Genomic DNA, 19,148 nt, shown 5'->3' with positions numbered 1-19,148 from the left:
GGGCGGGGGTCAGCCGCCGAAGACGGTTCGATGCGGGCTGACGTCGCGTGCGATGCTGACGCCCTGGACGTGGGAGGTCTTGAGCATCGGGTAGTTGGCCTCGCCGAAGACCCCACCGGTCAGACCCGTCCCCCCGTGGCTCGGCAGGTACGGCAGGAAGCCGATGTGCGAGTCGTTGACCTTCAGCAGGCCGCCGTTGACGACCCGCTGCACGAAGGTGTCGACGACGGTCTCGTCCCTGGCCCACAGCGAGTTGCGCAGCCCGTACTCGTTGGTGTTGACGAAGTCCAGGAAGCGTTCGAGCAGGACCTCGTCGGATTCCGGTTCGGCGACCACGATCGGCAGCAGCGGGAAGAACGTCTCGTGCCGCACCACCTCGTGCTCGCGGGCCGCGCCGAGCCCGTCCACCCGCAGCACGGTCGGCTGGAGGAAGACCCCCGTCTCTGAGGGCGTGCCGTCCAGTTCGGTGCGCCTGCCGCCGGTCACCAGCTGCGCGCCCTGCTCCAGAGCCCGCTCCAGCAGGCCGAAGAACCGCTCCGTACGGCGCACCGGAGACAGGAGTACGTCCTCCTCGTCGGGGTAACCCGGGCGCACGTCGACGAGCTTGCGCTCCACCTCGGCGATGAGGTCGTCGGCGACATCGGGGTGCACCAGCACGTAGTTGGGCACCATGCAGATCTGCCCGGAACCGTAGAACGACTCGGTGATCGCCTCGGCCGCGTAGGCGAGGTCGGCGTCCTTCCAGACGATGATCCCGTCGTTGCCGGCCAGCTCCAGGATCGGCTTCTTGCCGTTGGCCACGCACTGCTCCTGGAAACGGAGGCCCTCCTGGCTGCCGCCGATGTAGAAGATGTCGTCGACCAGCGGGCTGGTGATCCAGCGGTCCAGGGTCTGCTTGGGGTTGGCGCAGACCACGTTGAGCGTGCCGGGCGGCGCTCCGACCTCGTCCAGCAGGGGAGCCGCCACGTCCCGCAGTACCCACAGGGTGCTCAGCGCGATGCTGCGCGGGGCACGGACCACGACCGCGTTCCCGGCCATCAGGGCCAGCACGGCCAGGGCTGCGCTGGGGGCCGGGGCGTTCTGCGGCGGGTTGAAGGCGACCACACCGTCAGGCTGGCGGCGGACGATCAGCCGGCGCCCGCCGTCCTCGAACTCGGTGTGCATCTGGCGCGCGTACCACCGGATGCTCTCTTCGCTGTAGACCTGGAGCAGGCAGCTCAGTTCCCACCGGGCGAGCCTGACCGGGTGGGACTCGGCGACCAGCATCTCCACGAACTCGTCCTTGCGGCGCAGGAGTTCTTCCCGGAACAGGCCGCCGAGCCGTATGCGCCTTTCCAGCGGGACCGCCGCCCAGCCTGGGGCGGCCGCGGCCGCCGCCTCGGTGGCGAGGTCGATGGCGGCGTCGTCGGCTATCGCGCACCGGCCGATGACGTAGGGGTGTTGTGCGGCGGCGGAGTCCGCGTCCTTCTCGAGGCTGCGTTTGACGCTGACGCTGGTGAAGACATCTTCCAGGAGTGACTTGGCACTCACGGTGTAAACCCAGCCGTCGCCTTCGATGTCTTTCCCCGCGATAAACAGCCCGTAGCTGCGCAATTGTTTCCCGGGATTCATCTGGCGGACCCTTCGGAAATGCAATCGAAGTGGGAGTTCAGGCGAAATCTGGACGATGATTACAGTCCTTGCTGACCGAGCACTGACGCGCTGCTGATTCGGTCCGGACCGGGCTGACGCGGCGCTGACGTGGGACAAGAGAACGGCTCGAGCCGCCCGTTGATTACCTGGTAGGTAATTGACCCCTCCGGCAATCCGACGACACGCTTGACACAGCACCCGCCCACGGGGCCACCCGGCCGTGGGCGCCAGGTGAACACCCCTGTGATCGTTGGGAGTACGAACGATGACCACCGAGACCACCCGCAGTGCCTCGGCGCCGCCACCGGGCGTGGCGGCTGCCGGAAGTCCGGCCGTGCCGCATCGACTGATTCTGCCGACGGTGCTGGCGGGCGTCTTCATCACCACTTTGGACTTCTTCATCGTCAACGTCGCCATTCCCTCGCTGCAGACGGATCTGCGGGCGGGTGCCTCGGCCATCGAATGGGTGGTCGCCGGATTCGGCCTGGCGTACGGCGTGGGACTGATCACCGGCGGACGCCTGGGCGACCTGTACGGGCGCCGGAAAATGTTCCTGCTGGGACTGGGCCTGTTCACCGTCGCATCGCTGCTGTGCGGTGTTGCCCAGTCCGCCGACTTCCTGGTCTTCGCCCGGGTGCTGCAGGGGCTGTCCGCGGCGATGCTCGCGCCCCAGGTACTGGCGTTGCTGGGCACCATCTTCACCGGCCCGGCACGATTGAAAGTGTTCGCCGGATACGGTCTGGCCATGGGCCTGGCGGCGGTCTTCGGGCAGTTGATCGGCGGCCTGCTGATCGAGGCGGACATCGCCGGCCTGGGCTGGCGCTCCTGCTTCCTGGTGAACCTGCCGATCGGCCTGCTGATCATGGGTCTGACCGTGAAGCTGGTGCCCGAGTCACGGGCCGAGGGCCGGCCGAAGCTGGACTTCCCCGGTGTCGCCGTGATCACCCTCGCCCTGGTCGCGCTCGTGCTGCCGCTCATCGAAGGCCGGCAGCACGGCTGGCCGGCATGGACCTGGGTCTCCTTCGGTGCGTTCGCGGTCCTGATGGGCGTGTTCGTGGCGGTCGAGCGGTCGACCGCCGCTCGGGGCGGCTCGCCCCTGGTGAACATCGACATGTTCAAGGACCGCGCCTTCGTCGTCGGCCTCGCCTGCCAACTGGTGTTCTGGATGGGCCAGGCGTCGTTCTTCCTGGTGCTGGCGCTGTACATGCAGGCCGGCCGCGGCCTGACCGCGCTCCAGGCGGGCCTCCTGTTCGCCGCGATCGGCGCCGGTTACATGTACACCTCGATGAACGCCACGAAGTTCGCCGCCAAGCTCGGCCGCCAGGTGCTCGCGGTCGGCGCCCTGCTGATGGCGGTGGGCCTGGTCGTCATCGGCCTCACCGCCGCGCACCTGGGCTCGGGCGGCCACACCGCATGGCTCATCCCCGGCCTGGTGATCGACGGCGCCGGCATGGGCCTGGCGGTCGCCCCGCTGGCATCCACGGTGCTCGCGCGGGTCAACCCGCAGTACGCGGGATCGGCCTCCGGTGTGCTGACCACCGGCCTGCAGATCGGCAACTCGCTCGGCGTCGCGATCATCGGCGTCATCTTCTACAACGCGCTCGGCAAGCGCCCCCTGCCGTCGTCCTACCCGCACGCCTTCGACATGGGGATCGTCTTCCTCGTGGCGGTGGCCGCCGCACTGGCCCTGCTGGTCCAGGCGCTGCCCCGCACGAACGCCGGCAAGTGACCCACGGCGAAACGACCGTCCGCAGCGGCTCCCGTGCCGCTGCGGACCCGACGATGGAAAGAGTGCTGCACGTGAGTGCGAACGAACTGCTGGACCGCTACGTCGCCGTCTGGAACGAGCCCGACGCCGCCGCCCGACGTGCCGCGGTGGCGGAACTGTGGACCCCGGAGGGACTGCACTTCACCCAGACCCGCCGCTTCCAGGGCACCGAGGACCTGGTGGCCCGGGTGACCGAGGCGTACGACCAGTTCGTGGGCGGCCAGAAACTGCGCTTCCGGTCGGCCGGCAACCCGGTCGGCCACCAGGGCGCGCTGACGTTCAACTGGCTGATGTCACCGGCCGACGCCGACACGGTGCTCGCGGTCGGATTCGACGTGGTGCTGCTGGACGACGCCGGCCGCATCGTCCGCGACTACCAGTTCAACGAGCCCCCGATGGCCTCCCCCGAACTCGACGAGCAGGCCGAGCGCTACCTGGCCTCGGACGGCGCCGGGATCGAGCAGCTGCGCAAGGAGACCGCCGACCGCTATCTGCCCGACGCCCGGCTCGTCGACGACAACGGCGTGCACGACGGCGTGGACGCCATCGCCGCCGCGCTCGCGGCCGGTGGCGCGCGCGCCCGGGCGGGCACAGCCTCGGCGCAGCACGACGCCCTCCGCTACCCGTGGCGCACGGAGTCGGGCGTGACCGGCGTGGACTTCCTGCTGCGCGACGAGCGGGGACTGATCCGCGAGCACCGCCGCTTCACCGGAGCCGGCCAGTACCCGGCGTGAACTCCCGGCCCGCGGCGCCCAGGTTCCGCGGGCCTTTCCGACTCGGTTGTACCCGGTGCTCGGGATGATGCAGGGTGAGGGAATGACCGAGGTGCAGGCAAGTCCGCAATTGTCCCGGCCGGTGGGCGAGTTGATGCGCCAATGGCGCGAACAGCGAGGCTACAGCCAGCTCGCCCTGGCCACTCGGGCCGAGATCTCCGCCCGTCACCTCAGCTTCCTGGAGACCGGGCGGTCCAAGCCCAGCCGCGAGATGGTGCTGCGGCTGGGCCGGCAACTGGAACTGGCGTTGCGCGAGCAGAACCAACTGCTGCTGGCCGCCGGCTACGCGCCCGCCTACACGGACTCCCCCCTGGATGTCGCCGAGATGCGCCCTGTACGTGATGCGCTCCGTCAGATCCTGGCGGGGCACGAACCCTTCCCCGCGCTCGTCGTGGACCGCCACTGGAACGTCGTGCTCAGCAACAGCGGCTTCGCGCTCTTCGCCGAGGGCGCCGCGCCCGACCTGCTGCGCCACCCCGTCAACGCGCTGCGGCTGGCGCTGCACCCCGAGGGCATGCAGCCGCGGATCGTGAACTTCGCGGACTGGCGGGCCCAGTTGCTGCTGCGGCTGCAGCGTCGGGTGGAGCTGACCGCGGAGCCGGGGCTGGCCGAGCTGTACCGGGAGCTGTGCGCCTATCCGGACGGCGGTGAGCCGAGCCGGCCGCCCCGCACCGACAACGCCGACCTCACCCTCCCGCTGCGGCTGCGGTACCGGGACATGGAGCTCTCCCTGTTCTGCACCATCGCCACCTTCGGCATGCCGCTCGACGTCACCGTCGCCGAACTGGCGGTCGAGGCGTTCCTGCCGGCCGACGGGACAACCGGCGAGATGCTCACGCGCCTGCACGCCGCCGCCCCCACCGGACCGGATCCGGCAGGGGCGGCGTAGGCCGTGCAGTGGTGGTCAGGCCGCCTCGCCGGGCGGCGGCACCACATAACTCGGCGGGGTGTCGAAGTACTGGTGGTCGGAGACGATGCGGCCGTCGTCGTCCAGGGTGATGAAGTCGAACCCCACGGCCTCCAGGGCGCCGGTGGACCGCGACACCATCACCCAGTTGAAGCGCAGGGTGTTGTGCTGGCCGCGCGCGTTGTTGCACGAGCGGAAGGTGAAGCCGCCCACGGCGTAGGCGTCGTGGGCGTAGCCGACCTGAGTGGCGATGTCCTCGGGGCCGCGGACGACGGCGACAGCGTTGGCGTACGTGCCGTCCGGCGCCCACAGTTCCTCGACCCCCTTGCGGCGGGCCTCCGGTTCGGCTTCGTTCCAGACCGCGACGTAGCGGTCGGCGAACTCATTGGGATTGATGGCGGTCAAGGTGGGGCTCCTCCCTGATTGGTTCAGAACACGGGCCTGGCTTCGGCGGCGACCCGGCCGCGCAGCAGGCGTACGAAGTCCGCGGTGATCGACGTCGTCTCCTCATGGAGGAAGAAGTGGCCGCCACGGAAGAGACGGTTGCCCAGGTAGGACGTGGTGCGTGGCGCCCAGGACGCCATGGCCTCCGCGTCCACCAGCGGGTCCGTGTCGGCGCAGTAGGTGACCACCGGGCACGGCACCTGGGCGTCGTCGTCGGCGTAGCTGGCGCAGACCTCCAGGTCCGCCCGCATGGCCGGCATCATCAGGCTCAGCGCCTCGGTGTCGTTGAGGATGCTTTCCGGCAGTGAGCCGAGGCCGCGGGCCCACTCCACCAGCTCGTCCTGCGGCACCTGCAGCTGTTCCGGGGGCGGGGTACGAAAGCCCTTCGGCGCCCACGCGGAAGCGCCCAGCAGCACCGGCGGCTGCTCGCCCCGCTCGTGCAGCTCGACGGCCAGCCGGTATCCGACCAGCGCGCCCATGCAGTGCCCGAAGACAGCGTACGGGCGACCGTCCAGCTCGGCGGTGAAGCAGTCCGCCAGCTGTTCCACCAGCAGGCCGACATCGGTGAACATCGGCTCCCCGAGCCGCTCTTGACGGCCCGGCAGCTGGACGCACTGGGTGGAGACATCGGCGGGTATCAGAGGTGGCCAGTCGTGGTAGACCGACGCCCCGCTCCCCGCGTAGTGCAGCAGGAAGATCCGGGTACCGGCATCGGGCGCGCTCTCCGGCTGGAACCAGCGGTCCGCGCTGGCGGCGACCGGCTCGGTCATCGTTCTCCTTCGGGTGGTTGCGGACACGGGGTACCGGTCATCCGGAGACGGCCGCCGCGGTGGCGATGCGCTCGCGCAGTTCCCGGCGCAGCACCTTCCCGGTGGGGTTGCGGGGCAGGGCTTCGAGGAACTCGTAGCTGGTGGGGATCTTGAAGTCGGCCAGTCGGCCGCGCAGGAAGAGGAGCAGCTCGCGGCCGGTGGTCTCGCTGCCCGGTGCCGTGACCACGCAGGCGCGGACCGTCTCGCCCCAGCGGGCGTCGGGCACACCGACCACGGCGACGTCGACGACCGCGGGATGCGCCCGCAGCGCGTTCTCCACCTCGACCGGGTAGATGTTCTGGCCGGCGACGATGATCGTGTCGTTGATCCGGTCGCACAGGAAGAGGTAGCCCTCCTCATCGAGATAGCCGGCGTCGCCCAGCTTGAGCCAGCCGTCCGCCAAGGTGCGGGCCGTGACCTCCGGCTGCCGGAAGTACTCGACGAAGTGCGCCGGAGTCCACACACAGACCTGGCCGATGGTGCCGGCCGGCTGCTCGTTGCCGTCCTCGTCGACGATCCGTACGACATTGCCGGGGCAGACCCGGCCGGCCGAGGTCAGCCGCGGATTGCCCGGCACATGGTCCTCGGGGCTCAGGCAGGTGACCACGCTGCCGGTCTCGGCCGCCGCGTACATCTGGGCCAGCTCACAGGCGAACACCGACAGACAGCGCTCCAGCTGGGCGGGCGAGATGGGCGCGCCTCCGTACACGACTTTGCGCAGGGAGGCGAAGGTCTCCGGACCGGCGTGGTGTTCGGCCATCATCATGTCGAGCATCGCGGGCGCCGCCCACACGGTGGTGATCTTGTGGGCGGGGATCAGCCGCACCGCCTCCTCGGCCACGAACATCTCCATCACCACGGAGGTCGCGCCGACATTGAAGGCGTGCATGAACCACGCCATTCCGCCCGAGTGCAGGCCGGGAAAGCAGATCAGCGTGCGGTCCTGCGGCCGCCAGTCGATCCAGTCGCAGTCGGCCTGCCGCATGTGCTCGATGAAGGAGAAGAAGGTGCGGTGCGCGAGCACCACGCCCTTGGGCAGCCCGCTGGTGCCGCTCGTGTACATCTGCACCATCGGATCCTGCGGCCCGATCGGCACATCCACATCGGTGTCGGGGGCATCGCCCTTCCAGGAGAGGAACCCCTCGGCCCGGTGGCCCGCACCGTCGAAGCGGCGGACCTGCCGCAGCTGCGGCAGACTGCCGCGGACCCGCTCGACCGCGGGCAGGAACTCGCCCTGGACGAAGGCCAGGCAGGCGCCGGAGTCGCGCAGGATGTGGTCCACCTCGCCGGCGGTCAGCCGCCAGTTGATGGGCACCAGCACCACGCCCGTCTTCGCGCACCCCAGGGCCAGGTCGTAGTAGTGCTCGTTCTCGCGGCCCAGGAAGGCGACGCGGTCGCCGCGGGACACACCCGCCGCCAAGAGGGCATGGGCGGTGCGGTTGCTCGCCCGGTGCAGTTCGGCGTAGGTGGTCTCGCGGCCCTCGCAGATGATCGCCGGGTGATCCGGCCGCCGGGCGGCGTGCAGGGCGGAGCGGCTCGCGATGGTGTCCGTGCTCGGTCCGGCCACGGAAGTCTCCTTTTCGGTGTGCCGGGTCATGCGATGGTGTCGAGGCGGGCGGGAAGCGGTCCGGCCTGGTGTCAGGCCGCCGCCGCGGCCGTGAGCTGCTGCTCCAGGAACGCCGCGAGCCGGTCCGGCGAGGGGTGGTCGAAGACCAGCTGGGGCGGCAGCGGCAGCTGGAGTGCCGCCTCCAGCTTGTTCTTCAGCTCGACCGCCACCAGGGAGTCGAGACCGAGCTGCGTGAACTCGGCGTACGGGTCGATGGAATCCGGGTCGTCCAGGTGCAGCACGTCGGCGGTCCTGATCCGCACGAACTGCTCCAGCGCGGCCAGGCGTTCGGCCTGTGGCTGCTGCCGCAGGGCATCGAGGTCGAGGCTGTGCGCCTGGGCGCCGCCGGGCTGCACCACCCTTTCGTACAGGGCGTTGCGCACCGGCTTGGCCGCGGTGAACCGGTCCCAGTCCGCCTCGCCCGCCACGATGCGGCCGAGCGGGCGGCCCAGCACCGAGGCGAAGGCGCGGGCGCCGCGACCGGGCGAGAAGAGCTTGATGCCCTCGTCCTCCCAGCGCCGGATCAGCGCCTCGCCCAGCCGGGCCGACATGCCGACCTCGGCCCAGGGGCCCCAGTTCACCGACAGCGCCGGCAGGCCCTGTGCGTGGCGCCATTCCATCAGTGCGTCCAGGAACGCGTTGGCTGCCGCGTAGTTGGACTGGCCGGGCGCGCCGACCACCGGGGCGGCCGAGGAGAAGCCGACGAAGAAGTCCAGCTCCGGGAAGGAGCCGGCAGCCTCGTGCAGCAGCCACGAGCCGTAGACCTTCGCTGCGAAGACCGTGTCGAGGGACTGCCAGGTCTGGTCGGCGACCGGCTGGTCCGCGGTCGTGCCGGCCGCGTGCACGATGCCGCCGACCGGCACCGGCGAACTCAGCAGCATGGCGGTGATCCGCCCCATATCCGCCGGGTCGGAGACATCGCCTTGCAGGACGGTCACCTCCGCGCGCTCCCGCAGCCGCGCCAGCAGGTGCGCCACGTCCGGCACCGGTTCCGTGCGGCGGCCGACCAGGGCCACCCTGCGGGCGCCGAGGTCCACCAGCTTCTGCGCTGCCACCAGGCCGAGGCCGCCGAGGCCGCCGGTGACCACGTAGACGCGGTCCGGCCGGATCTCGACCGGGCGCGGCTCACCGGCCGCCGGGTCGTCGAACTCGATCACCAGCTTGCCGATGTTGGCGCCGCGGCTGAGCACGCCGAACGCCTCCTCGACCTCGTCGAGGGTGTATCCGGTCACCGGCAGCGGCGGCAGCTTGCCGGCCTCCACCAGATCCACGATCACGCGCATGATCTCCTGGTTGAGCGGGATCAGCCGGTCCTGCGGCAGCTCGCTGAGGTCGAAGTTGAAGTACGACACGTCCGGCCGCTCCGCCGCGACCTGGTCCGGCGTCCACGCCCCGACCTTGCCGAGCTCGACGAACCGGCCGCCCTGCCCCAGGGACTTCATCCCGGCCGGGATGAAGTCCTTGTTGAGGCTGTTGAGCACGATGTCGACACCGCGCCCGCCGGTGATCCGCCCGATCTCTTCGGCGAAGTCCAGCGTGCGGGAGTTCATCAGGTGCTCGACGCCCTGTGCGCGCAGCAGCGGCCACTTGTGCGGGCTGGCGGTGGCGAAGACCTCCGCTCCGGCCAGCCGGGCCAGGTGGGTCGCAGCCTGCCCGACGCCGCCGGCCGCCGCGTGGACCAGCACCCGGTCACCGGCCTTCATACCGGCCAGCCGGTGCAGCGCGTAGTAGGCGGTGACGTACACCGATATCAGCCCGGCAGCCTGGGTGAAGTCCAGCCCGGACGGCTTGCGCACGGCGACCGCCGACGGCACGGTCACGCGCCGGCGCATCAGACCGAGGTAGTTCACGATCACCTCGTCGCCCGGCGAGAACGAGGCGTCGGGCCCGGCGGCGACGACCGTCCCGGCGCACTCGAAGCCGAGCGGCTGCTCGCCGAACTCCTTCAGCATGCCGAGGGCGTTGAGCACGTCCTTGAAGTTGAGGCCGACCGCCGACACCTGGACCTGGATCTCGTCGCCGGTGGGCGCCACCTCCTCGACGCGCTCCGGCCGGATGCCGGCGAACGTGCCGTACTCCTTGACGGCCAGGCCGAAGCCGTTGTCCCCGCGGGCCCGGGCGTCGTCGGCCACCAGGCGGCGAACGTGCCGGTGGCCGCCGCGGTAGGCCACCTGGAAGTCGCCGGACTCCCGCGAGACCAGCTCCGCGGCGAACGCGGCCGCGGCGGAGCCGTCGGCCGGCAGGTCGAGCAGCGTGGTCCGGTACGACGGGTACTCGTTGAGCAGCACCGCGCCGAACCCCCACAGCGAGGCACCGGCGAGCCGCACCTGCCCGGGACGATCCCCGCGCAGCGGCTGCGCCTGCTCGGTGACCAGCCACAGACGCTGGTCGCGGCCGAAGCCGCGCCGGTCCAGCTCGGCCAGCAAAGCCAGCAGCCGGGCGTAATTGCGCTCGGACTCCGCCCGAAGGCCGCTCGCTCCCGCGCCGTCCCCGCTGTGCTGCCAGAACCAGCACACGTCGGTGATCCGCTCCTGCGCCAGCAGGGTGCCGACCTCGTCGGCATCGTCGGCGAAGACCATCCGCACGCCGCCCTCGGCCAGCCGGTCCGCCACCTCATGGAAGTCGTCGGCCGAGCGGCCCACCAGCAGCACCCGGCGGTCCACGACGCCGTCCGGGCCTGTCGCCGACCGCTTGGTCCACCGCAGTTGGTGGAAGAAGCTGCGGCGAGCGGAGCCGGGCGCGGCGGCGAGCTGCTTCAGCCCGAGCCCCCGCAGCTCCATGACCGGCTCGTCCTCTTCCAGCACCAGTACGTCGGCGCAGATGTCGACGTCGGCGGAGTCGGAGGGGACCAGCCGCAGCAGGGTGCGCAGCGACCGCGCCCGCGGCTTGCGGAACAGGGTGAAGCGGCCGAAGCGGACCGGCAGGTAGGAGTTGCCGTCGTCGGCGAGGGCGCCCATGTTGTGCATGGCCGCGTCGAGCAGGGCCGGCGGCACATGCTCCAGCGGGCCGGCATCCACGCCTTGCAGGTCGCCGACGGTGAGCCCGCTCGGGAAGCGGGTCACCGAACGCATCAGCCGGAACGCGGGACCATAGTCGAGCCCGGCGCCCGCGTAGGCGGCGTACACGTCCTCGGCCTGCAGCACGTCCTCAGGACGCTCGTCCCCGGCAGCCAGCTCGACCAGCGCCCGCGCCGCCCCGCTCGGGCCGTCGGGCGCCTCGTCCGTCGCCGAGAGCACCGCCGTCGCGTGCAGCCGCTCGACCTCCTCCTGACCGCTGCCGGTCAGGCTGGCGACCTCGACCAGCGAGGTGCCGCCGTCGCCCGGACGCAGCCGGGTCCGCAGCCGGGTCGCGACGCCCGCATCGAGGATGAGCGCCTCGCGCAGGCTGACGTCGTGGACCGCCCTGCGCGTGTGGCCGAGCACCGCGTCCTGCAGGGCGAGGACGATCTCGAGGTAGCCGGTGCCGGGGAAGACCACGTTGCCCATCGCCACGTGCGCGGCGAGATAGCCCGGCCGGTCGGCACTGATCGTGGTCGAGAACTCCCGTACTCCGGCGGCGCGCTGCTCAGGGGTGCTGGTCTCGGCCCCGAGCAGGGGGTGCTGCACTGCGCTGGTACCGGCGATCCGGGCGCCCAGACCGTGCCGGTTGGCGTTGGCCGGCAGCCAGTACCGCTTGCGGTCGAAGGCGTAGCCGGGCAGCGCGACGGGCGTGCGCTCCCGGCCGGTGTGGAAGCCGGTCCACGAAATCCTGAAGTTCGCGGCGTACAACTGCGCAACGGCGCTGCGCACGGTCCGGCCGTCGGTGTCCTTCGGGTGCAGGCTGGCCACCCACAGGTGGTCCTGGGCGGTGACACACTGCTTGGCCGGGGCGCTCAGTCCCAGCGACGGACCGATCTCCACCATCGCGTGCCGGCCCCGGCGCTCCACCGTGCGCATCCCCTTGGCGAACTCGACCGGGGCGCCGATGTGGCGCACCCAGTAGTCCGGGGTGGCGATGTCGCGGAACCTGGACACCTCACCGGTGACGTTGGAGATCAGTGTCAGCGTCGGCTCATGGAACTCGATGCCGGCGATCTCCGCACGGAACGCGTCGTACACATCCGCCATCAGCGGGGAGTGGAACGCGTGCGAGACATTCAGCCGCTTGACCCGCAGTCCGCGTTCCTCGAGCGCCGCGACGGCCTCCTCCAGCGACTGGACGCCGCCGGAAATCACCGTCTGCTCCGGCGAGTTGACGCCCGCCACCGCCAGGTCTTCGTACTTCTCCAGCAGCGGTGACACGTCTTCGACCGCAGCGCCCACCGCGGCCATACCGCCCGGCTCGGAGACCGACTGCATCAGCCGGGCGCGCGCGGCCACCAGCGAGGTCGCGTCCGTGAGACTGAACAGACCGGCCACCGCCGCCGCGGTGACCTCGCCGATGCTGTGGCCGATCAGCACGTTGGGCCGCAGCCCCCACGACAGCCACAGCTTGGCCAGAGCGAACTCCAGTGTGAACAGCGCGGGCTGGGCGTACAGCGTCTGGTTCAGCTCCTCGGCCGCCCGCTCCCCGGTGGCGAACATCAGCTCGCGCACAGAACGGCCCAGCTTCGCCGCGAACAGCGCGTCGCACTCGTCGACATGGGCGGCGAAGACCGGGAACTGCCGGTACAGGGCGGCGCCCATGCCCGGGTACTGCGAGCCCTGTCCGGCGAAGAGGAACGCAGTCTTGCGCACGTCGTTGCGGCGGCCCGCGCTCTCGGCGTGCCGGGCCAGCAGCGCGCTCAGCGACGCGTGATCGGTGACGAGACCGCCGACGCGGTGGGTGAAGTGGCTGCGCCCGACATTGGCGGTGTAGCAGAGGTCGCCGATGTCCACGCCGGGGTTGTTCTCCAGGTGCTGCTGGTAGCGCTCGATCTGCATGCCCAGCGAGCGGCGGGACTTCGCGGAGAGGGTGAAGACGTGGCCGCCCTCGTCGGCGGTGTCCGGCGTGCCGGCCTGGGCCGGCTCGGGTGCCGGAAGGGCCGGCGGCTCCTCCAGGACGGCCGCGGCGATGCTGCCGGCGAAACCGAAGCTGTTGACGACCGCCCGGCGGGTGCCCTCGGCAGGCCACGGGCGGCTCTCGGTGGGCACCGTCACGGGAATGCTCGACCAGGGGATACGGCCGGAGGGCTTGGTGAAGTTCACATGCGGAAAGATCGTGCCCGCCTGCATCTGCAGCACGGTCTTGATCACACCGGCGATGCCCGCCACCGGCTCGGTGTGGCCGATGTTGGTCTTCACCGACGCCACGCTCACCGGGCGCTCGGCGGTGTGCGAGTCGGCGAAGACATCACTGATGGCGCCCATCTCGATCGGGTCGCCCAGCGGAGTGCCGGTGCCGTGTGCCTCGACGTACTGGATGTCGGCGGGCGTCAGGCCACCGTTGCGCAGCGCCGCGCGGATCACGGTCTCCTGCGCGGTGCCGTTGGGTACGGTCAGCCCCGCGCTCTCGCCGTCCTCGCCGATGGCGGTGCCGCGGATCAGGGCCAGGACCCGATCGCCGTCGCGCTGGGCGTCCGACAGGCGCTTGAGCACCAGCACGGCGCAGCCCTCGGCACGTACGTAGCCGTCGGCGTCCTCGTCGAAGGTCTTGCAACGGCCGTCCGGGGCCAGCATGTTGGCATGCGAGAACATCACGAAGATGCGCGGGTTGTGCAGGCAGTTGACCGCGGCGGCCAGCGCGATGTCGCAGGACCCGCTGCGCAGGCCCTCCACGGCCAGATGGGTCGCGGTCAGGGACGACGCGCACGCGGTGTCCACAGTGAGGCTGGGGCCGCGAAGCCCGAAGAAGTACGACAGCCGCCCGGACAGCGGGAACAGCGTGATGCCGGCCGCGAGGTGGCCATCCAGCTCCTCGTAGGGCAGACCCTCCAGCTCCAGCGCGTAGTCGATGGAGCTGGCGCCCACGTAGACACCGCCGTTGCCGTGCCGCAGGGTGTCGGGGTTGATGTTGGCGTGCTCCAGTGCCTGCCAGGCCGTCTCCATCAACAGCCGCTGCTGGGGGTCGACGAACGCGGCTTCTTTGGGCGAGATATTGAAGAAGGGGGCGTCGAACTGGTCGATCTGGTCCAGGAAACCGGCGCCCGTCGTCCTGACCTTGCCGCGCTCGGGCTCGGCGTCGCCCGCGGCCAACTCGGCCGCTTCCTCCGGGCGCGGTGACAGCGCGGCGACGTCCCAGCGGTCCTCGGGGACGGGCCGGATGCCGGAGCCGCCCGCCTGCAGGAACTCGGTGAAACCCTCGGGGGATTCGTTGCCGCCCGGGAGCCGGAAACCCATGCCGACCAGCGCGATGGGCTCGTTGTGCTGCTCGACGGCCATCACCGTGGCGGGCCCGCTGCTTTCTGACGCCGTGGTGTTCGACGTTATCGACATTACGGTCTTTCCCCTTCTCGATAGCCCGCAGCGGTCACGATATGAGGTCGCCGAGGACCTCGTCCGCCAGGTATTCGACCAGATTCTCGACGGTGGGCCTGTTGAACAGGGCATTCGTGCTCAGCGTGCATCCGAGCAGCTTCTCGATCCGGGTCTTCACCTCCATGATGCGGAGCGAGGTGAATCCCAGCGAGAAATAGCTTTGGTCGATGGGGAACACCTCGTCGTCGCTCATGAGGAGAACCTTCTTGAACTCCGCGACGACGACGCTCTCAAGGAATTCCGATCGCTCGGACCGGGGGAGTGCGGAGAGACTCTCCACCGCCGGGGCCTGTTCGCTCATCACATGCTCCGTAGGGCGTCACCGGCCCGGGCGACCGCTTGAGTCGCGCGGTCGGGCCTTGGGAAGGGCAGAAGTGGGACAGTGGACCGACTGTCGGGGGTCATATGTGTTGATGGAATCAGTTCGTACTGACACCTCCCTGACCGGATGCTGATGTCGCCGGGCCCAGGTACACGAAAGGGCCGGGAGGGCCGGAACCCCGCCGGTCATGGGATTCCTGCCCACCCAGCCCTGAGGGGTGGGGGCGTCTCGCTCCGCGGAGAGGGCAGGATTCGAACCTGCGTGGGTCCGTGGACCCGACCGTTTATAGGTCCCCGATGAGCCGCTCCGGGCACCTCTCCTTGAGTTTTGGTCCGGTTCCCCGTCCCGCTCTCGAGAAATACTGTGACACCTTCCGCTGACGCCGGGCTGACGCCTTGCCAGGCCGGGCATGACCGGCATCCCGATCACGTAACGGCGCCGGCTTGTCCGCTCTCATCCGTGACCGGCTCACGCTGTCCTGCGTTTCTTGATCGAATGGGCGAGACCGCAGGGAGGGCCGATGGTGGACGTAGGGGATGGTTTGGATGAGGCGGACGCCCGTCACTTCACGCGCCCGCTCCCGAAGTCGGCATCGGCCCAGATGCGCTTTCTGGTACGGCAGTTGAAGGGCACGAAACCGGTGGCTGACCTGCTGGGCATCTCCCAGCGCACGGTGGAACGCTACGTGAAGGGAGAGCTGAAGAAGCCTCGCCGGGCCCTGGCGGACCGGCTGTACAAGGAGGTCCGCCACCGCTGGCAGCCGGGAGTACGCGCCCGTGCCCGCCGCGAGGCGGCGACGAGGGGCGGCATCTTCACCTCCACCCGGGCCCGTTTCGGCTTCAGGGCGGCCGAGGGCTCGACGGACGACCCCCGTATCCGTGACGTCAGCCTGGCCCTGCCCCCGGATTACGCGGCCCGTCTCTTCGCGGCCCAGGAGTCGGGCGCCTCGGAGGCCGAACTCCAGATTCCCGAGGAGGCCCGGGACCGGCTCGCGGCCATAGCGGCGGCCGAGGGGATGTCGCTCCGTGCCTATCTGGCCCGGCTCGCCGAGACGCTGCTCACCCCGGCCGAGCGGGCGGAGCAGGCCGAGCAGGCCAGGGCCGTTCTGAAGAAGTGGACCGGTTACGCGCCGACCGCGGCCGAGGAGCAGGATCTCGACAGTGAGCTGGACCGTCGGCTGGGGCGGGCGGCGGCGCGGTGAGTGATGCCATGCACATCGTTCTGGACGACACGGCCATGGCGGCGGCCGGCCGGGGCAACGTCCTCGTTTCCCGCTTGATCCACCGTGCTCATGCCGAGGACGGCTGGCACGTCTATGCCCCGGCGTGCGCGCTCGTCGAAGCGGACCGCGCCCGGCCCGGCACAGCGGAGCACCTCGCCGCCCTCCCGGGCGTCATCGTCCTGGACCTGGACCTGCCGGCAGCCTTGGCGGTGGCTCGCCGGCACACCTGGGCGGCAGCGCATGCCCAGCATGCCGCACAGCCCACCGCGGATCGCCCCGATGGCGCGATCATCGCCACCACTGCCCCCGACCGGTGGATCGGTGAGCCGGTCCGCGTGCTCGACCTGACGCCCTGACGGGGTTGTCGTCTGTTGCGGAGAGGGCAGGATTCGAACCTGCGTGGACCGCGAGGGTCCGACACTGGGCTGCTGCCCTGGTCCCCGATGAGCCGCTCCGGGCACCTCTCCTCGTTCCCGGCTTCCGCAGTTCCCTGCGCTGCCGTTCACGAGTACTACGGTGCCAGGCCGGCCTGACGCGTCTCTGACGCGCTGCTGATGGGAGGGCGGGTGCAGGCTGCTCGGCCGGCTGTCAGCGGCGGCCTGTTCAATGTCCGCCATGAATGTTCACGAGCTCGTGTCCGTGCTGGCCGATCCCGACGTCCTGCGTGCCCGTTGTCGGGCGCTGGCGCTGCTCGACGTTGTGCTCGGCGGTTCCGCTCCGAGGCACGACTACTTCCCGGGCTGGCGTGCGGGCGTGGACTTGGCCACGATGGAGAACGGCTCCGGTGATCTGTACGGGGTCGTCTTCGATCCGGCCGGGGTCTTTCTCTACGGTTTCGACCATGAATGCGATGCCACGCCGTGGCGTGAGTGGCCCAGGGCGCACTGGCCTGGGCTGCTGGAGGGTCTGCCTGCTGCGCTGGCGCACTATGCGGCCGATCCGGAGCTGCAGTTCGAGGGGTTCTTTGACGCGACGGTGTGCGTGTGGCGCGAGGCGGATGCGGCTTCGTGGCGATGCGGTCCGGTCGTGTTCGCGCCGGGGGAGTCGGATGGGGCCGGTTGGCTTTTCAGGGTGCTGACCGACGGCAGTGCCGAGACCGTCTGCAGTGTCGCTCAGGACTACTACGAACGGCCGGTGGACCGGGAGGCTGTTGCCGCGATCCTGTCGGGCGCCCCACTGGACCGTCGGACGGTCAGTGTGCTCAATCCGGTGGCGGGCTTCGAGACGGTAGCCGACCGTGCCCGCTTGCTCGGCTACGTGGTGGCGGATGCCTGAACGTGGCGAGGGGTCTCGGTATCGGAACGGGAAATAGCGGTGGCGGCTGACGCGGCGCCGCGTCACCGGGGCGCCGTGCCGTGGCTCCGCTCGGTGCCGTATGCGGTGGCCCGCCTCCTGCGTGACTGTCGCCGGTCAAACACAATTCCCCAGGCGGCCGTAGCATCTACCGTCCCGTTCGTGATGCGGAGTCCGACTGGTCAGTCCTGTCCGTCCGGTGGTTCGGGGATCCTGATGGATCATGCGTGGTCCGCAGCCTGCCGCCAAGCGGCCTGTATGCGAATCCGGTTGCCGCTTCATGACCGGCTGCGCATCCTGCTGGGATGCGCTTCTCCATCAACATCCCGAACTTCGGTGATTTCGCCGACCCCCGTAATGTCGCAACCGTTGCGGCTGCCGCCGAACAGGCCGGCTGGGACGGACTCTTCGTCTGGGACCACGTACTGCACCGGCAGCACCAGGGGCGTCCCTTCGCAGACCCCTGGATGCTGCTGACCGCGGCCGCGCTGACAACTTCACGGATCCGACTGGGCACACTGCTGACGCCGGTCCCTCGTTACCGTCCGCAGCAACTCGCCCGCCAGGTGGCCACCCTGGACCACCTCAGCGGCGGCCGGGTGACCTTCGCCGCGGGCCTGGGCGGCCCGATCGACGACGAGTACCGCAGCTTCGGCGACACCGCTGAGCCGCGCCTCCTCGCCGAGCGGCTGGACGAGGGAGTGGAGCTGTTGCGGCGCTTCTGGTCCGGCGAGCCGGTGAACCACTACGGCCGGCACTACGAGATCCGGGACGTGGCGCTGCTGCCCCCCACCGTGCAACGGCCCGGTCCGCCGGTGTGGATCGGCGGGTTCTGGCCGCGCCGTGCGCCCATGCGGCGGGCAGCGCGGTGGGACGGCGCGGTGCCGCTCTTCGAGACGGCCCGACACGGGCATGTGCCGGACGTGGCAGACGTACGCGAGCTGGTCGGCTATGTGCGCAAGCACCGTACGGCCGAGGCCGAGCGCCCCTTCGAGTTCGTGCTCGGCGGTGCCACACCCCTGGACGCGGCCAAAGCCAGGGACGTGATCGGCCCGCTGCACGACGCCGGCGCCACCTGGTGGGACGAGCGGCAGGTCCAGACCGGCTCCGACCTGGACCGCCTCCCTCCGGTGCTGCGTCGCATCGAGGCGGGGCCGCCGGTGGTCTGATCAGTCATTCGAGGTTGTGCCGGACGCGTTCAGCTGTGTTCCTGCTGGTCGTCAGCCCGTGGCGGGGCTTGCCACTGACACGGCGGTGGTACTTCGCGACCTCGCGGCCTCGCGGCTGTCATGGGGCGGTACAGCTCCAGCTGGCTCACTGCCACGAAGGCGGCACATCGCAGTCGGGGATGGTCGTTCCGCGAGGTGTGCTCTCACATGCCAAGAAAGTCGGCCAGGTCCCTTTCGATGGCGGCCTTGGGCTTGGCGCCGACGATGGTCTTGGCGACCTCGCCGCCCTGGTAGACGTTCAGGGTCGGGATGGACATGACGCCGTACTTGGCGGCCGTGGTCGGGTTCTGGTCGATGTTGAGCTTGACGATCTCGATCTTGTCGCCGTGCTCGGCGGCGATCGCCTCGAGGGACGGGGCGATCTGGCGGCACGGACCGCACCATTCGGCCCAGAAGTCCACCAGGACGGGCTTGTCGTTCTTGAGGACGTCCTCGTCGAAGGAAGCGTCGGTCACTTCTTTCAGCGCCACGAACAGGCCCCTCTCGGTCGGCAGACAGATCACCCGTGATAGCCGCACATGGGGCATCACGGGATGCACACGCATCATGACGCATGGGACCAGTACTTCGCCGTTGCCCGCAACGTGCACCCGCGCAAAGGCGTCACCAAAGCGCCCGCGTCACTTCTAGAGGCTCGCTGCGATGTGTCGGCTTCGTGTCAGTGAGAGCGTGTCAGTCACTGTTGAGCGGGAGCACCGTGTTCCTGCTG

14 protein-coding genes and 2 tRNA genes are annotated in these 19,148 nt (G+C 70.1%); 7 read left to right on the top strand and 9 right to left on the bottom strand.

All coding sequences use genetic code 11. The annotated features are described in order from the left end of the window. Positions 1-9 precede the first annotated feature (9 nt). Entirely contained in the window at positions 10-1,611 is a 1,602-nt protein-coding gene (locus A6P39_RS44480) for an aldehyde dehydrogenase family protein (protein ID WP_275884527.1), read from the bottom strand. A gap of 286 nt (positions 1,612-1,897) precedes the next feature. Here A6P39_RS44480 and A6P39_RS44475 point away from each other — a divergent pair, with 286 nt between their 5' ends. The 3 genes from A6P39_RS44475 (at position 1,898) to A6P39_RS44465 (ending at position 5,062) form a co-directional block, all read left to right on the top strand. Beyond that, positions 1,898-3,361, top strand: a complete 1,464-nt coding sequence (locus A6P39_RS44475; RefSeq protein ID WP_275884526.1) for an MFS transporter — start codon at positions 1,898-1,900, stop codon at positions 3,359-3,361. 71 nt (positions 3,362-3,432) lie between these two features. Beyond that, a complete protein-coding gene (locus A6P39_RS44470; protein WP_275884525.1) occupies positions 3,433-4,134 on the top strand; it encodes a hypothetical protein in 702 nt (233 codons plus the stop codon). A gap of 82 nt (positions 4,135-4,216) precedes the next feature. After that, positions 4,217-5,062, top strand: coding sequence for a helix-turn-helix domain-containing protein (locus A6P39_RS44465; protein ID WP_275884524.1), 846 nt, complete (start codon positions 4,217-4,219; stop codon positions 5,060-5,062). 15 nt (positions 5,063-5,077) lie between these two features. Here A6P39_RS44465 and A6P39_RS44460 read toward each other — a convergent pair whose 3' ends face one another. The 6 genes from A6P39_RS44460 to A6P39_RS44435 form a co-directional block, all read right to left on the bottom strand. Beyond that, positions 5,078-5,485 (bottom strand): nuclear transport factor 2 family protein, encoded by a 408-nt coding sequence (locus A6P39_RS44460; RefSeq protein WP_275884523.1) that lies wholly within the window; start codon positions 5,483-5,485, stop codon positions 5,078-5,080. A 23-nt stretch (positions 5,486-5,508) separates the two neighbouring features. Next, on the bottom strand, positions 5,509-6,294 hold the full coding sequence (locus tag A6P39_RS44455; RefSeq protein ID WP_275884522.1) for a thioesterase II family protein: 786 nt from the start codon (positions 6,292-6,294) through the stop codon (positions 5,509-5,511). A 37-nt stretch (positions 6,295-6,331) separates the two neighbouring features. Then, positions 6,332-7,900, bottom strand: coding sequence for a long-chain-fatty-acid--CoA ligase (locus A6P39_RS44450; RefSeq protein WP_275884521.1), 1,569 nt, complete (start codon positions 7,898-7,900; stop codon positions 6,332-6,334). 71 nt (positions 7,901-7,971) lie between these two features. Further along, positions 7,972-14,277, bottom strand: coding sequence for a type I polyketide synthase (locus A6P39_RS44445; protein WP_443053149.1), 6,306 nt, complete (start codon positions 14,275-14,277; stop codon positions 7,972-7,974). Between the two features lie 88 nt (positions 14,278-14,365). Continuing rightward, on the bottom strand, positions 14,366-14,674 hold the full coding sequence (locus A6P39_RS44440) for an acyl carrier protein (RefSeq protein ID WP_275884519.1): 309 nt from the start codon (positions 14,672-14,674) through the stop codon (positions 14,366-14,368). Between the two features lie 257 nt (positions 14,675-14,931). Further along, positions 14,932-15,015 (bottom strand) — tRNA-Leu (locus tag A6P39_RS44435). A 200-nt stretch (positions 15,016-15,215) separates the two neighbouring features. Between A6P39_RS44435 and tpg the strand changes: the two genes are divergently transcribed. Together tpg and A6P39_RS44420 are read left to right on the top strand one after the other, a co-directional pair. After that, a complete protein-coding gene (gene tpg / locus A6P39_RS44430) occupies positions 15,216-15,896 on the top strand; it encodes a telomere-protecting terminal protein Tpg (RefSeq protein WP_443053138.1) in 681 nt (226 codons plus the stop codon). A gap of 8 nt (positions 15,897-15,904) precedes the next feature. Beyond that, positions 15,905-16,273: a hypothetical protein gene (locus tag A6P39_RS44420; RefSeq protein WP_275884518.1), complete on the top strand. Its 369-nt coding sequence runs from the start codon at positions 15,905-15,907 to the stop codon at positions 16,271-16,273. 18 nt (positions 16,274-16,291) lie between these two features. On the opposite strand, the gene A6P39_RS44415 is transcribed toward A6P39_RS44420, so the two are convergent. Then, a tRNA-Cys gene (locus A6P39_RS44415) sits at positions 16,292-16,384 on the bottom strand. A 148-nt stretch (positions 16,385-16,532) separates the two neighbouring features. Here A6P39_RS44415 and A6P39_RS44410 point away from each other — a divergent pair. Together A6P39_RS44410 and A6P39_RS44405 are read left to right on the top strand one after the other, a co-directional pair. Beyond that, positions 16,533-17,192 (top strand): hypothetical protein, encoded by a 660-nt coding sequence (locus A6P39_RS44410; RefSeq protein ID WP_275884517.1) that lies wholly within the window; start codon positions 16,533-16,535, stop codon positions 17,190-17,192. 323 nt (positions 17,193-17,515) lie between these two features. Further along, entirely contained in the window at positions 17,516-18,379 is an 864-nt protein-coding gene (locus tag A6P39_RS44405) for an LLM class flavin-dependent oxidoreductase (protein WP_275884516.1), read from the top strand. Between the two features lie 203 nt (positions 18,380-18,582). Here the strand turns inward: A6P39_RS44405 and trxA are convergent, their stop codons facing one another. Next, positions 18,583-18,909, bottom strand: a complete 327-nt coding sequence (gene trxA, locus A6P39_RS44400) for a thioredoxin (protein ID WP_443053137.1) — start codon at positions 18,907-18,909, stop codon at positions 18,583-18,585. Positions 18,910-19,148: the final 239 nt, after the last annotated feature.

This window comes from Streptomyces sp. FXJ1.172 (assembly GCF_001636945.3).
GTDB lineage: Bacteria > Actinomycetota > Actinomycetes > Streptomycetales > Streptomycetaceae > Streptomyces.
Note: the sequence above shows the minus strand (reverse complement) of the source record. Positions and strands in the feature narration are given on the sequence as shown.

Bases quoted from the DNA above. Each gene is read 5' to 3' on its own strand.
- A6P39_RS44480 (WP_275884527.1), bottom strand. From the start codon at position 1,611: ATGAATCCCGGGAAACAATTGCGCAGCTACGGGCTGTTTATCGCGGGG.
- A6P39_RS44475 (WP_275884526.1), top strand. From the start codon at position 1,898: ATGACCACCGAGACCACCCGCAGTGCCTCGGCGCCGCCACCGGGCGTG.
- A6P39_RS44465 (WP_275884524.1), top strand. From the start codon at position 4,217: ATGACCGAGGTGCAGGCAAGTCCGCAATTGTCCCGGCCGGTGGGCGAG.
- A6P39_RS44455 (WP_275884522.1), bottom strand. From the start codon at position 6,294: ATGACCGAGCCGGTCGCCGCCAGCGCGGACCGCTGGTTCCAGCCGGAG.
- A6P39_RS44445 (WP_443053149.1), bottom strand. From the start codon at position 14,277: ATGGCCGTCGAGCAGCACAACGAGCCCATCGCGCTGGTCGGCATGGGT.
- A6P39_RS44440 (WP_275884519.1), bottom strand. From the start codon at position 14,674: ATGAGCGAACAGGCCCCGGCGGTGGAGAGTCTCTCCGCACTCCCCCGG.
- tpg (WP_443053138.1), top strand. From the start codon at position 15,216: ATGGTGGACGTAGGGGATGGTTTGGATGAGGCGGACGCCCGTCACTTC.
- A6P39_RS44420 (WP_275884518.1), top strand. From the start codon at position 15,905: ATGCACATCGTTCTGGACGACACGGCCATGGCGGCGGCCGGCCGGGGC.
- A6P39_RS44410 (WP_275884517.1), top strand. From the start codon at position 16,533: ATGAATGTTCACGAGCTCGTGTCCGTGCTGGCCGATCCCGACGTCCTG.
- A6P39_RS44405 (WP_275884516.1), top strand. From the start codon at position 17,516: ATGCGCTTCTCCATCAACATCCCGAACTTCGGTGATTTCGCCGACCCC.